Genomic DNA, 13,738 nt, shown 5'->3' with positions numbered 1-13,738 from the left:
CACTACTCAAAAAATAAAATCTGCAGAGCACGCTGCCATGCCTTACGCGTTGCATACAACATAAGGGGCGCGTATTCCTACAATTAATGCAGATTGTTGAAAGCACATTTATATCGTTGATTGTCCTTGCTGCGGTTTTAAGCAGAGGCCCCTTTGTTGGGATCAACTATTTTTTTGCAGTCATTCCTTTTGGAATGATGGCGGCAATCAACTTGCCTGCGATTGGCGGTACATCTTTGATGACCTACGATCTTGTTTTGTTAAGTTTGGGTGCAATGCTGATTTTGCGGCGTGGGATTGCCGATGACATCATGCGCCTTATGGCGCCAGGGCAGCCGGGTCTGACGCTATTGCTTTTTTATATTTATGCTGTTTTCGCCACGATGTTTTTTCCCAGGATTTTTGCCGGAGAAACTGAGGTTTTTGCAATTGGGCGTGTGGCCGGGCAGGTGGGAATTGTGTCCCGACCTTTGGCGCCCAATGGCGGGAACCTTTCCCAATTGGTGCGCATGACATTGGCGGTCATGGCGTTTCTGATCCCAGCAATTGTTGTGATGCGCCAGGGCGGCGTGCGGGTCATCTATCGCGCGATGCTGATTGTTTCGCTGGTGCATGCGGGGCTGGGCGTATTGGATTTGCTCACGCAGGCGACAGGCACATCTTTCTTACTGGAGCCGATCCGCACCGCAAACTACGCGCTGACCCTCGGCCAGCGGATGGCGGGGCTTGATCGGATGATTGGAGGATTTCCTGAAGCCTCTTCATATGGCTATGTATCGTTGGGGCTTTGGGGCTATTGGTTGGGCTATTGGTTCCACAACAAAGGCAAATCCAAGCTTCCCGGTATCATGGTGCTGGTCTTTGCCTTCCTTGTGATCCGTGGCACGTCATCTTCGGCCTACGTTGGGGCAATGCTGTTGATTGTGGTGTTTGCGGTGATGCGCTTGCGCGAGATGGGGCTTTCGCAAAACGGTCTGATTGATCGGCGGCTGGCAGCCGTTGGCGTCTGTGTTGTTGCGGTGCTGCCACTCATGATTATGAGCCTGTATATGGCCTATGCGCTTTCTCAAGGATTTGCCGATTTCATTGATCGCTCTTTGCTCAACAAGCTGGAAAGTGACTCGGGAACGGAGCGTATGGGGTTCAATCTGCAAGCTTTGCGGAACTTTATGGATACTTGGATGCTTGGGGCTGGGTTGGGATCAGTGCGTGCGTCCAACTGGATTGCTGCGGTCTTGGGCACCACAGGGCTGATTGGGCTGGGACTGTTGGTGACCTATTTGGCACAATTGTTTTCAACGTCTGCACGCGGCGTATCGGACGAAGCCAAGCATATGATGATCGCCCTAAAGATGGGTATGGCGGGATGCTTGGCGCGTGCGCTTGTGGTGAAGGGAACGCCCAATTTAGATTTCATATTTTTTGCGATGGCGGGTTTTCTTACGGGTTTGGCGATTAATTTAATGGCCAAATCTCGCAGTCCTGTATCTGAGACAGGAGGGACGGATGGAGGGCTCTTCGCTTCCGGGGCATAAGTCCGGACGCTTGCATTTCATTCAATATCTGCGGGGTGGCGCGGCGATCATGGTGTTGGTGCACCATGCGCTCAATGCGAGAAGAGGGGTGTCTCTGTCCTTCGAAAGTGATGTGAACGTCGGTCGCTTGGGGGTGCTGATATTTTTTGTCATCAGTGGGTTTGTGATGATGCATGCCTGCCGAAACGAGGCCGTTGGAGACTTTCTCAAACGGCGTTTCATTCGTATCGTGCCTTTGTACTGGTTGCTTACTTTGGTCTACCTCGCGGTTCTTTTGCCCAATGACCTTGCTGCGGGTGACCCGTTCAGGCGAGCTGGCGCATTGGTGCAGTCTTTCTTATTTATCCCGCATTGGCACACCGGGGTGCCGACCGAAATATGGCCAGTTTTAACACCGGGGTGGACGCTCAATTATGAGATGTTTTTCTTTTTTATCTTTGCCATAGGCATCGGGGCGGGGCGACCGGCTCAGGTCAGTACTGCGATTCTGTGTGCGTTGGTTGCGGTCGGCTGGCTTGTACCGATGAGCTCTCCCATCTTGATTACCTGGACCAGTGCGTTTCTTTTGTTATTTGTCGCTGGGATAATTTTGGCATTGTTCTGGCATCGGTTTAACTTTTCTGTGGTGCGCTGGGGGCTACCCTTTGGGCTGCTGATCGTCCTATTGGAGGTGATAGATTGGGTGCCGCAGGAATGGGGTGTATTTGCATATTTTCTAGCAGGGATAATGATTGTTGCAGGTACATTGAGTTGTGAAGAACGTTATCCAGAAAAGCGATTTAAGTTTCTGGGGCTTCTGGGGGATTCCAGTTATTCGATTTATTTGTCACATACGATCCTTATGATCCCCTTGTATAAGGTGTTGCAACTTTTGCCTTTGGCAGGTTGGCCACAGTTTTTGGCGGTATTTTTCATTGCGCTTGTAACCTGCACTGGATTTGGAATTTTGCTGTATCGGGCAGTTGAGCGTCCGGTGATACGTCGTTTGAGAATTGTATTTGATAAGCCTCATTCGAAAGGGAGGTAGACTTGATAAGAGAAGTGATCAAAGGCGTTGCTGGTTCGAGTGCCGCAAGACTTTCGCCGCAGTGTGATTTTTCGAAATCGATTTTCATTTTGGCGCATATGAGATGCGGATCAACGGCCCTTTCCAATATCCTATGTTCACGCCCGGAGATTAGCGGGTATGGAGAGGCGCATATTCGCTACGAAAAAGACGCATCTCTTGGTCGGTTGGTTGTAAACCAGACCCTGCGCCGTGCCTGGAAACCCAAGGCGCGATACCTTTTTGATAAGATCTTGCACAATCGTCATGACGCGCACGCTCCAGACGCATTTTATCAAGGGCGCGCAATTTTTGTGATCCGCCCGCCAGGTGCGGCGATTGCTTCTATACGGAAGCTATATGCAGACCTCGGACGTGACGAATATGGCTCTGACACGTTGGCGGCGGACTACTATCTGGCACGGGTTGGTATGATGGCGCACCACTGGTCGCGGTTTGACGACGCGCACAAAATTGGGATCACGCACCGCGCCTTGCTGACAGAACCGGAACGGGTATTGGCCCAGATTTCAGAACGCTTTTCTTTCTCGCCAAAACTTGAAAATCGGTACGAGAGCCCGGCAGCGTCGCGCCAAGGTGGCGGAGGTGATCCCACCGTAAGCGGCAAATACACACGCATTCAGCCGATCACAGCAGCGCCCAAAGCCGATCCGATTGATGATTTGCAGATTTCGGACCGATTGCGCAGCGATGTGGTGGCCGCTCACGATCATTTTGTTGACCTTATAAGCGCCAAAGAAATGGCAGAGGATGATTGCGTGGGTTAGCGCCTGCCCAGAGTCATTTCTGAGCGCGATTGTCGCTATAACGATTTTTGGCGGCTTGCGTTTTGGTCGCATTTAAACATCTCACCAACGTCTTTAGAGCCGTGTTTTTCAGTGGTGGGTGTTCGGCGAATCTTTGCCGAAAAAGTCTCGATTGGGTGGTTTATGGTGGTCTATTGGGGGCAGGGATTGTTTCCGATTTTTAGTGTAGTTCATCTGATTGCTTTTGAGTGTTGATCTTTGGGATGCTGCAAGTGCTCGGTTTTTGTGCGGATGACTTGTGGAATAGCTGCAAAATATTCAACTATTGATTGCTTTTTCACTCGTGACTTTATGCATATTCTTGTCCCAGCTATGTGGCGTGTTCCGCTGTTTGAAGCGTTCTAATCCGCAGTTTCGCTCCTTTTACGATGGGTCGATTTCGGTAAATTTTTAGTTAATTTCATTAAGTACCTATTTGATTAATAATAATTTTCAATTTGGATTGAGCGTTGATTGAATTGCGAGCAGCGACGTTTTTCGGTCTGAAGTTTAGATTTTGACAAAATGAGAATGGTTCCAATTCCCTCTTTTAAATGAACGGAGGGTGGGTGGCTTGTCGCTCTCTGCGGTGCAGAAAAAAATCTCGATTTTGAGAAGTTAAAATTTACTTAAAGCGAGAATCGGAATAGCTTCAAAAGCACTACAAAAGACTTTTCGTAAAATCCCTGAGTTCTATTTGAGTTTTGGTCATGAAAGATATTGTGGAAGAACGCCTATTGTTCGCAAACCAGAGCTTTTCTGGTACTCAAGAACACAAACGAACATCCGGCACCGCGCTTCGCAATTCGGCGAACTATTTTTATCGCCGCTATGGAAAGCGGGCCTGTGATATTATACTGGCCGTTTCCCTGCTGCCCGTTTTGGTTCCGGTTATTTGCGTTTTGTGGGCTGTTACAGCGCGTGATGGCGGGAGCGGCTTTTTCGGACATGTGCGCGTCGGTCAGAATGGGCGCAAATTTAAGTGCTGGAAGGTCCGGACAATGGTTGTGGGCGCGGAAGAGAAATTGAAAGCCTATTTGGTTGAGAATCCTGAAGCCGCAAAAGAGTGGGCTGAAAACCACAAACTCGCGGATGATCCAAGGATCACAAAGTTTGGCAATTTCCTTCGGAAAACCAGTTTGGATGAATTGCCGCAGATTTGGAATGTTCTAACAGGTGAGATGGGGTTTGTCGGGCCGCGCCCAGTTGTTGAAGACGAGCTGAGTAAGTACGGTAGCGGTGCACGTTTCTACCTCGCGCAGAAGCCTGGTATCACTGGGTTGTGGCAGGTTTCTGGCAGAAATAGTGTTTCCTATGATGAGCGTGTTGCCATGGACTTCGAATATCTGCAGCGAACAAGCTTTAAGTTTGATGTCAGCATTTTGCTCAAGACCTGGCAAGCTGTGGTGAAACGCACTGGCTGCTGAGTATCGTCACAGATGTAGTTTTTAGGAAGGCGCTCGTTTGAGCGCCTTTTTCTATTGAAAGTGAGCGTCAAAACGGAATTAAGCGCAGTAAGTAACTTGCGAACAGTCTTTTTGCGGCTATAGGAAAATGGAGGCGAGTACCGGAATCGAACCGGTGTACACGGATTTGCAATCCGCTGCGTCACCACTCCGCCAACTCGCCATCCGTGGTGTTTCGAGTGTGTCCCGAAAGTGGCGCATACATGGGCCGAATCTTGGGTGGGTGCAAGCCCCTTTTTGAGAATGACGAGAAACATGCAGCGAAAAAAACGTTGTTAGCATCCGATGATGCCAACGGGAGCGGAGGCAGACTTGTCACATACCACGGAAAAGACACGTTGATTCCGTTGCCGCGCCTTCTCTGTTGTGGCAAGACTGCTTTAGCGACGCAGCAGTGCATGAGAGTTCAATGGCCGATTTTGCCCAGCTTCGCACGACGATGGTGGATACGCAGGTGCGGCCATCCGACGTGACAAAATACACGGTTATCGACGCTTTGCTGTCGGTGCCCCGGGAAGCCTTTGTGCCCTCAGGGCAGCGGGCTGCTGCGTATGTTGATGGCTGTGTGCCTTTGGGGGTGGAGCGTGTTGTTCTGGATGCACGGACTTTGGCGAAGATGCTTGATGCCCTTGATGTTCAGAAAGATGATCTGGTGCTCGATGTGGGGGCTGGTTTGGGGTACTCTTCAGCCGTCGTCGCACATATGGCGGAAGTGGTCATTGCTGTGGAAGATGACACTGATCGGGCTGCTGAGGCGCAGAGCAATTTCAACGAACAAGGTGTGGACAACGCGATTGTTCACTGCGGACCTCTGTCAGAGGGGGCGGTGGCGCACGGTCCCTATGATGTGATTTTGGTGCAAGGCGGTGTGCAACAATTGCCTGACGAACTTATGGGGCAGTTGAAAGACGGAGGCCGGATCTGCGCGTTGTTCGTGGAGGGCGCTCTTGGCATTGCGCGTATCGGATACAAGTTAGATGGCAAGGTGAACTGGCGTTTCGCGTTCAATGCGAGCGCTCCGGTGATGCCTGATTTTGAGAAACATCGTGCGTTTGAATTATAAACAGAACAGGCAAACAGCGCGGATACTGAAAGAGGCAGTTACTATGTTTCATTTTTTAAAGAAGACAGCCAGACGTGGTGTTGCTGCATTGGCGCTCAGCACCAGCTTGGCAGGTTTGGCAAGTGCAGAGACGCTTTCAGATGCGCTCGCATCCGCATATGAACACAGTGGTTTGCTGGAACAGAATCGTGCGCTGTTGCGCGCGGCTGATGAAGATGTTGCAGCCACGACGGCTCTGCTGCGCCCAATCGTGGATTGGTTTGGCAGTGTAAACTACGACTATGTGGGAACACGGTCTGCCGCCACAGGAACGCGGACGACCGGCTGGACGCCTGACGCGACCTTGGGCATTTCCGCAAGTATCCTGCTTTATGATAATGGCGCGTCAAAGTTCGCTGTCGAATCTTCTAAGGAAACGGTGCTTGCCACCCGTCAGGGACTGGTGTCTGTCGAACAACAGGTTTTGTTTGACGCTGTGCAGTCGTTCATGAATGTGGTGCGTGACGATGAGATTGTTGATCTTCGCATCAACAACTTACGTCTCTTGGAGCGAGAATTGCAGGCCGCGCAAGACCGCTTTGAAGTGGGTGAAGTGACCCGAACCGACGTTGCCTTGGCAGAAGCGCGTCTTGCAGGGGCGCGTGCGTCTTTGGCTGCGGCGCAGGGCGATCTGGCTGCGAGCGAAGAATTCTATGCGGCGGCCATTGGCACCCGGCCGGGAAATCTTGTGACCCCCACGAGCCTGCCGAGCGCGGCGAACTCAATCGAAGAGGCGAAGGCGGTTGCGATCCGGTCTCATCCCGACATGCTGCGCGTTCAGCATGAAATCCTCGCATCGGAGTTTTTGGTCAACCGTGCGCGTGCCGCATTGGGGCCAACAGTGCGATTTGATTCCCGTGTTTCCACTCGCCGGGTGCTTGACGAGAACACATTCCAAGATGGGATTGATCTCGGGGTTACACTGAGTGGGCCAATCTATCGCGGCGGTCAGTTGTCGGCTTTGTTGCGTCAATCCATGGCGCGTCGCGACGCGGTGCGGGCGTCGCTGCATTTGACACGGCACAACATTCGTCAGCAGGCCGGGACAGCTTGGTCGCGTTTCATCGCGTCAGGGTCACAGATTCAGGCCAGTGTTCGGCAGGTTGAAGCAGCGCGTATTGCCTTTGAAGGTGTGCGCGAAGAGGCCAAGCTTGGCGCCCGTACCACGCTGGATGTTTTGACCGCTGAGCAAGACCTGCTTGATGCGGAAGCAGATAGAATCACTGCGCAGGCGACACAAATTGTGGCGGCTTACGGTGTTTTGTCTTCAATGGGTTTACTGACGGTTGATCATTTGAACCTGAGGGTCGAACGCTATGATCCCGAGGCCTATTATAACTTGGTCAAGAACGCGCCTGCTTTGAGATCTGAGCAGGGGCAGAAGCTCGACCGTGTACTTAAGGCAATTGGTAAACAATAACATTTTTCCTATCGGTTGTGCGGTGGTTCGCCGCTCGCTACACTTCCTGCGGGGTAAGAGCGGTGATCACGTATGTCTGACGCGGTAACGAATACGGAAATAGAAGACGTGCTGACATCAATCCGACGATTGGTGTCAGACAATAAGGGTGCTGAGGAGCGCGCAGATGGCTCTGCGGTCGAACAATCAGAGACCCCTGTTGAAACACAGGTTGTAGCTGAAGAAGCTGTTGAAGAAGATGCGCCCGAAGCGTTGACGCTTGTTTTGACACCAGCTTTACGTGTGGCTGATGCGGAAGATGCGCGTTCTGACACGTTGCGTGGTGCGATTGACAGCGCTGATGAGTTTAGCTTCGAGGAGGCGCTTGCCGAGGAGCTTAAGGCGGACATTCATGAAGAAGCTGAAGAGGCGGGTGATGTCGCTTCTGCCGATGCGTTTTCTGATGACGATCCGTTGGATGCAGAAAACGTAAGCGATGCGTTGCCCGAAGAAAGCGATGCTCATGAAGCGCAAGAGTGGCTTGATGCAGACAGTGCAGATCATGGATCGGATGAGGGTGCGTTTGAGCCTCCGTCTTGGCAAGAAGAGCCTGACCTAAGTGAGGGCACGTCTGCGATCGAAGACACCAGCCCACATGAAGATGTAGACGAAGAACAACCGTTTGATTTTCAGCAGGTGCTTGAGCAGCGTATCCGACGGTTTCAGCATGTGGAGGACATGCAAGGCGTTGAGGATGTGGTTGCCGAGGTCGAAGAGGCTGATGCTGAAGAGTTCAGCGCTGATGTATCTGGCGCTGCGATCGATGCGCTTGAAGACACGGTTCAGGAACAAGTTGTGCGCGCGATCCATGACCCGGCAGAAGACGCTCCCTTGGATGATCTGCAGGAGCCAGCTGAAATTGACGAGGCAATGTTGCGGGACATGGTTGCCGATATTGTGCGTCAAGAATTGCAAGGAGCGCTTGGCGAGCGGATCACACGGAACGTGCGCAAACTGGTGCGCAGAGAAATTCACCGTGCTCTTGCAGCCCATGATCTCGGATAATGCATCCGCTGCTGATTTTCAGTTGAAGTAAGAAACAAAAAACGCGCCCTTTTAGGCGCGCTTTTTGTTTGGCAGCATGTCGCGTGCTTCAGGCAGCTTCGGCCTGAGCAGCCGCATTGCGGCGTTCGCTTTCTTCGCGCGAGAGCGCGACGGAGGTGCGGATACCTTTGCCGACAAATTCCATCAGCCCTTCGACCACACGTTCGTTGGGGTCAATCCCGGCGCAGGACAGCACTTCGCGACCGTCGCGAGACCGCGCCCAGCGCGCGATTTGTTCCGGCCCATTGCCGTACTTTTTGTCATCCGCAATGGCATCATCCAACGCAGCCAAAACAACTGCCGCAAAGAGTTTGCGGGCACGGTTGCCTTGTTCATTGTTGTAAGCCGCTGCATCAACGAAATCGGTCATCTCGTCGTCCTTGTGTTATTGCTCTTGTGTTTTTCGGCGTGCCGCTCCTTATGAAGCATTCCGCGCGATTCGGGTAGCCTGTTTTTGCATAGCTTCCATGCGCTTGACGCATATCGCCTGAAAATTGGGCTTCGGACTTGGGCTCCTTGCCAGCTGCCGACTGGCCAGATATAGGATGCAAAACAACCCAATCAACCTTTTTTCTATCGGTTTCTGAACATGCCCAAGATCAACGGAAATGAAATTCGCCCTGGCAACGTGCTGGAGCACAACGGCGGTCTTTGGGCCGCCGTCAAGGTCGACCACGTCAAACCCGGCAAGGGTGGCGCGTTTGCGCAGGTGGAGATGAAAAATCTCCGCAACGGCTCCAAACTGAACGAGCGGTTCCGGTCCGCTGATAAAGTGGAACGCGTGCGTCTGGAGCAGAAGGACCAGCAGTTTCTCTATGAAGACGACGGCATGCTGATCTTCATGGACACCGAAACTTATGAGCAAAATCAGATCTCTGCGGAACTTCTGGGCGAGCGTCGTCCGTTCCTTCAGGACGGGATGACCATTGTTGTGGAATTCTATGACGCGGAGGCGCTGAACGCGACGCTGCCGCAGAAAGTGATCTGCAAAATTGTCGAGACTGAGCCGGTTGTGAAGGGTCAGACTGCGGCAAACTCCTTCAAGCCAGCGGTGTTGGACAATGGCGTGCGCGTTATGGTGCCGCCGTTTGTAGGGCAGGACGAAGACATCGTCGTGAACACCGAAACCATGGAATATTCCGAGCGCGCATAAGCCGCGTCAGGACCTTTCCCCCAGCGCGATCTGCCGGGGGCAAATCCCAAGAACCTCCGGCCAACAACCGGAGGTTTTTTTATGATCCGCATTTTAGCAATAGATGAGATCGGCATGATCCTGCCGCTTTCGGCGCAGGTACAAGCGATTCATGCGGCCGAACATCCAGAACAATACTGCGCGGAGGTGCCGGAGGCTGTGGCCAGGATGTTTTTTGAGGAAAAGATTCGCGACGGTGCGCAGCTTTTTGTGGCTGAAGATGACGCTGGCGCTGTCTGTGGGTTCTTACTCGCGGTGCCGAACCGCCGGGAAGGCAATCCGTTTGTTCATGCCAGTGCGCTCGTGGAGCTGGACCAGATCTGCGTGGATGAGCGCTGTCGCGGGCAGGGCATCGGCGCGGCCCTGATTGGCGCGATGGAGCACTGGATGCAGAAGGAGGGTTTTGGGGAATGGAGAGCGGTCGTGCATGACTTCAACGCCCATTCCCAGAACCTGATGCGCGGGCAGGGGGCAAATGTGTTGGCGTTCAGGTTTCAGAAAACCCTTGCACCATAGCAGGTTTAGCCTTTGTAGGTGACGGTGGCCTCTCCGGCGGTCATGCCGTCTCCTGCGCGATCAAAACGCAGATAGGCCAGTGCTTTGCCGCCGGACTGACTGTAGAGTTTACCGACCTCGCGCCCGTCGCGCAGGATCGGTGTGCCCACAGGCGCTTGGCCCTCGATCTCGACCAGAGCGAGGCCTTTGCGCAGCTCGGTTTTGTGTTTCATGCGGGCGGTGACCTCCTGACCCACATAGCACCCCTTGCGGAAATCCACACCGTTGAGGCGTTCAAAACCCATCTCCAGAATGTAGCTGTCACCATTAAGCTCAATTCCGGTGTTGGGGACTTGATTGGCCACGGTCAGCGCGATCCAGTCAACGGTGTCGCCGTCTTGCGGGATATCGCGATAAGCCCGCCAGCCAAGGTTTGCGCCACGTGGGTCCAGCGCGCCATCCTCTGGCGTGTCGCCAAGACCGCGGTGGAGGTGGAGATCGGTCTCGGCAATCGCCACATCTGCGCGCAGCTTGTACATGCTGAGACGTTGGATCAGAGCGGGGGCCTGATCTGCGTCTGCGTCCAGCAGAATGTCTGCGCCGTCGCGTTTCAGAAAGAAATCCGCGATGTACTTGCCCTGAGGCGTGAGCAGTGCGGCATAGAGCAGACCATCGCTCAAATGGTCCAGATCGTTGGTCACAAGCCCTTGCAGGAAGCTTTCGGTGTCAGCCCCGCTGAGGCGGAGGATCTTACGTGCGGGCATGGTCATGTGGTTCGTCCTGTTCTTGCGTACTCTTCTCATATAGAAGCGCTTCTGCCGTGCAACAGGGCAGGACAAAGAAATGCGCGCTCCGCTTAGTGTGATCATCCCAACGCTTAACGCTGAACAGGCGCTGCCTGCCTGTCTTGGCGCGCTGTATGCTGGTGTGTCTGCGGGGATTTTGCGCGAGTTGATTGTGGTCGATGGTGGCTCTGAGGATCAGACGCTGGCCATTGCCGATGAGGTTGGGGCGAAGATCATTCGCACCACACCGTCTCGTGGTGGGCAGCTGCGTCAAGGTGGGGAGTTGGCCACGGGAGAGTGGCTTCTGTTTGTCCATGCCGACACAGTGCTGTCTGAAAGCTGGGTGGAAGCGGTGGAGGCCAAGCTGGGCCAATCTGACAAAGCTGGGTGGTTCACGCTGGCCTTTGATACACCCGGACCTGCGGGGCGGGTTGTGGCCGGGTGGGCCAATCTGCGCAGTCGGGTGTTTGGCCTGCCTTATGGTGATCAGGCGCTTCTGATTTCGCGGCGGCTTTATGGGCAGGTTGGCGGCTATGACGACATCCCCTTGATGGAAGACGTGGCCTTGGCACGGCGCTTGGGGCGCAAGCGGCTAATGTATCTTGATGCTGTCGCCACGACCAGCGCAGAGAAATACCGTAAGCAGGGTTGGTTGCGCCGCGGGCGGCGTAACCTCTTGACGTTGCTGAGGTATTTTTTAGGTGCCAAACCGGAGACGCTGGCGGCGTCTTACCGGAAGGGCGGCTGATCAGCGCCGGAACGCCAGACGGTCAAACAGCCGCCCGACAAAGGTTTTCTGTTCCGAAGCGTGATTTTGACCGATGGGTTTCACAGGCTTTAGCGCGCGTGCCTCAGCCGTCTCGCCACTGGTTTTGAACTGCAACTCATGCAGCTCCGCATACACGCCGCCACGGGCCAGAAGCTCGTCGTGGGTGCCTTCATCGACCACAATCCCTTTGTCCATCACCACGATCTTATCCGCCTCGCGCACGGTGGAGAGACGGTGGGCGATGACCAGTGTGGTGCGGCCGGAGGAGAGTTTGTCCAGCGCGGCCTGAACGATGGTTTCAGAGCGCGTGTCGAGCGCTGAGGTGGCCTCATCCAGCAGCAGGATCGGCGTGTTGCGCAAAAGCGCGCGGGCAATCACAACCCGCTGGCGCTGTCCGCCAGAGAGGTTGGAGCCACGCGGGCCGACCTGTGTGTTGAGACCATCAGCGAGCTTGGGCAGGAAATCCGCCACATGCGCCGCTTTCAGTACCTCTTCCAGCCGGGCATCATCGACGTTTTGCTGATCCAGCACGATGTTTTCACGTAACGTGTCGTCAAACAATACCGCTTCCTGAGAGACCACAGAGAACAGGCTGCGCAGATCGGCCAACGTCATGGCGCGATTGTCGACCGTGCCGATCAGGCTGTGGCCTTTTTGTGGGTCCACCAGACGTGTCAGCACGTTGAAGAGCGTGGACTTGCCTGCGCCCGACGCGCCGACAATGGCGGTGGTCTTGCCGGCCTCGGCAACAAAGCTGGTGCCGTTGAGCACTTTCACATCGCCATAAGAGAGATGCACGTCTTTGAGTTCAATGGCAGGAACGCCTGTCGGGGCCGCAACCGGTGTGGTGGGCGATTGAATGGTGGGCTCCGCTTCGACCAGCTCCTTGAGCCGTTCAATGGCAGCGGCAGCAACTTGCCAGCGTCCGGACAGGCCTGCGAGGCGGCGCAACGGTTCAAACATCATGCCAAGGGCGGTGAAGAAGGCCATGAACTGGCCCACGGTCTTTTCACCCGCCACGATCTCCCCACCGCCATAAAGCAGAACGCAGAAGAAGCCGATCCCGGCGGTAATATCGATCATCCCGGCGATGGAAGAGGTGCCAAAGGTGGAGCGCACTTCGGCGCGCACAAGCTGTTTGGTCCACCCTCGGAATTTGCCGTTCTGGTAGCGTTCCAGCAGGTTGAGTTTGACGGGCACGATGCCGTGGAAAATCTCATCAAGCAGGGTTGCAATCTTGGCGCCGTGATCACGCGCTTCGCGGGCACGACGACGCACAAAACGCTGTGCAGCAAGAGAGGGCATCACGAGGAGTGGCGTGCCGACGCAGGCCACCAATGTCCAACGCCAATCCACGTTTACGGCCACTGCTACAAGCGCGATCATTGACATGAAATCACGCCCAGCCCCCATGATGAAGCTCGACCAAACGCCGTTGATGGCGCTCACGTCTGCCTGAACCCGTTGAATCAGGTACCCTGGTGGGTGGGTCTGATGAAAGGCGTTGTCCTGAATCATCATCCGCCCCAACAAATCGCCGCGCAGATCCGCAGCCGAGCGTTGGGTGGCCGCTGTCATCATCGTTTTGTGGGCCACGCTGGTGACGCCGCGCAAAAAGAAGATGAACGCAAAAACAAGCCCGACACTCCAGAGAGCGTCGGCGTTTTCACCGGCAAAGGCGCTGTCAAACATCGGCTCCATCATCCAGGCCATGAGTCCCAGAGAGGATCCTTCGATTGCCATCAGAAAAGCAGAGGCGATCAGGAGCCATTTGTGCTTCTTAAGGTATTTGCGCCAGAGCCAGGAAAGCAAATAGCCGTTGTCTTTTGGCGGTTGGCTGTTGGTGTTGGTCACGTGTGTCGCCCTTGTCGGCTGTGATCTGTCTGTCATGACCTTTACAGGGCAGCGCGGCCTGAAACCAGTGGGAATAGAGGTGACGTTTCTTTGGGCGCATCACCAAATGCGAAGGGGTGTCGCACAAACAGTGATGGTGCGGGAATTGACGCCGCAGGACTTCAAGATACTGTTTCCGCTGAATCT

At 54.2% G+C, this 13,738-nt stretch carries 13 protein-coding genes and 1 tRNA gene; 10 read left to right on the top strand and 4 right to left on the bottom strand.

What is annotated here, in order from left to right; all coding sequences use genetic code 11:
- Positions 1 to 239: 239 nt before the first annotated feature.
- The 4 genes from PJL69_RS15255 to PJL69_RS15240 all read left to right on the top strand — a co-directional run bounded on the left by PJL69_RS15255 (position 240) and on the right by PJL69_RS15240 (position 4,813).
- Positions 240 to 1,535, top strand: coding sequence for a hypothetical protein (locus PJL69_RS15255; protein WP_271310424.1), 1,296 nt, complete (start codon positions 240 to 242; stop codon positions 1,533 to 1,535).
- The gene (locus PJL69_RS15250) at positions 1,507 to 2,562 is read left to right on the top strand and encodes an acyltransferase family protein (protein WP_271310423.1); all 1,056 of its coding nucleotides are present in this window, start codon (positions 1,507 to 1,509) and stop codon (positions 2,560 to 2,562) included. The genes PJL69_RS15255 and PJL69_RS15250 overlap by 29 nt, the downstream gene beginning before the upstream one ends.
- A gap of 332 nt (positions 2,563 to 2,894) precedes the next feature.
- Positions 2,895 to 3,368: a hypothetical protein gene (locus PJL69_RS15245; RefSeq protein WP_271310422.1), complete on the top strand. Its 474-nt coding sequence runs from the start codon at positions 2,895 to 2,897 to the stop codon at positions 3,366 to 3,368.
- Positions 3,369 to 4,096: 728 nt separating this feature from the next.
- Complete coding sequence (locus PJL69_RS15240) at positions 4,097 to 4,813, top strand: sugar transferase (RefSeq protein WP_271310421.1); 717 nt, start codon at positions 4,097 to 4,099, stop codon at positions 4,811 to 4,813.
- A gap of 128 nt (positions 4,814 to 4,941) precedes the next feature.
- Here PJL69_RS15240 and PJL69_RS15235 read toward each other — a convergent pair.
- Positions 4,942 to 5,015 (bottom strand) — tRNA-Cys (locus PJL69_RS15235).
- 246 nt (positions 5,016 to 5,261) lie between these two features.
- On the opposite strand from PJL69_RS15235, the gene PJL69_RS15230 reads away from it, so the two are divergent.
- From PJL69_RS15230 to PJL69_RS15220, 3 genes are all read left to right on the top strand, one after another.
- Positions 5,262 to 5,915 carry a protein-L-isoaspartate O-methyltransferase family protein gene (locus PJL69_RS15230; protein WP_271310420.1) on the top strand — a complete coding sequence of 218 codons (654 nt, stop codon included), beginning with the start codon at positions 5,262 to 5,264 and terminating at the stop codon, positions 5,913 to 5,915.
- Positions 5,916 to 5,958: 43 nt separating this feature from the next.
- On the top strand, positions 5,959 to 7,374 hold the full coding sequence (locus tag PJL69_RS15225) for a TolC family outer membrane protein (protein WP_271310419.1): 1,416 nt from the start codon (positions 5,959 to 5,961) through the stop codon (positions 7,372 to 7,374).
- A 72-nt stretch (positions 7,375 to 7,446) separates the two neighbouring features.
- Complete coding sequence (locus PJL69_RS15220) at positions 7,447 to 8,418, top strand: hypothetical protein (protein ID WP_271310418.1); 972 nt, start codon at positions 7,447 to 7,449, stop codon at positions 8,416 to 8,418.
- Between the two features lie 88 nt (positions 8,419 to 8,506).
- On the opposite strand, the gene PJL69_RS15215 is transcribed toward PJL69_RS15220, so the two are convergent.
- Positions 8,507 to 8,827, bottom strand: coding sequence for a DUF6280 family protein (locus tag PJL69_RS15215; protein WP_058241212.1), 321 nt, complete (start codon positions 8,825 to 8,827; stop codon positions 8,507 to 8,509).
- A gap of 219 nt (positions 8,828 to 9,046) precedes the next feature.
- Between PJL69_RS15215 and efp the strand changes: the two genes are divergently transcribed.
- Both efp and PJL69_RS15205 read left to right on the top strand, forming a co-directional pair.
- The gene (efp, locus tag PJL69_RS15210) at positions 9,047 to 9,610 is read left to right on the top strand and encodes an elongation factor P (protein ID WP_209099704.1); all 564 of its coding nucleotides are present in this window, start codon (positions 9,047 to 9,049) and stop codon (positions 9,608 to 9,610) included.
- An 81-nt stretch (positions 9,611 to 9,691) separates the two neighbouring features.
- On the top strand, positions 9,692 to 10,165 hold the full coding sequence (locus PJL69_RS15205; protein ID WP_271310417.1) for a GNAT family N-acetyltransferase: 474 nt from the start codon (positions 9,692 to 9,694) through the stop codon (positions 10,163 to 10,165).
- Positions 10,166 to 10,170: 5 nt separating this feature from the next.
- Here the strand turns inward: PJL69_RS15205 and ygfZ are convergent, their stop codons facing one another.
- Positions 10,171 to 10,908 carry a CAF17-like 4Fe-4S cluster assembly/insertion protein YgfZ gene (gene ygfZ / locus PJL69_RS15200; protein ID WP_271310454.1) on the bottom strand — a complete coding sequence of 246 codons (738 nt, stop codon included), beginning with the start codon at positions 10,906 to 10,908 and terminating at the stop codon, positions 10,171 to 10,173.
- A 79-nt stretch (positions 10,909 to 10,987) separates the two neighbouring features.
- On the opposite strand from ygfZ, the gene PJL69_RS15195 reads away from it, so the two are divergent.
- Positions 10,988 to 11,677: a TIGR04283 family arsenosugar biosynthesis glycosyltransferase gene (locus tag PJL69_RS15195; RefSeq protein ID WP_271310416.1), complete on the top strand. Its 690-nt coding sequence runs from the start codon at positions 10,988 to 10,990 to the stop codon at positions 11,675 to 11,677.
- Here PJL69_RS15195 and PJL69_RS15190 read toward each other — a convergent pair whose 3' ends face one another.
- Positions 11,678 to 13,552: an ABC transporter ATP-binding protein gene (locus PJL69_RS15190; protein ID WP_271310415.1), complete on the bottom strand. Its 1,875-nt coding sequence runs from the start codon at positions 13,550 to 13,552 to the stop codon at positions 11,678 to 11,680. It abuts the gene before it with no gap.
- Between the last annotated feature and the right edge of the window lie 186 nt (positions 13,553 to 13,738).

This window comes from Shimia sp. MMG029, from assembly GCF_027947445.1.
Classification (GTDB): domain Bacteria; phylum Pseudomonadota; class Alphaproteobacteria; order Rhodobacterales; family Rhodobacteraceae; genus Shimia.
This window is presented reverse-complemented; position numbering and strand designations above follow the sequence as displayed.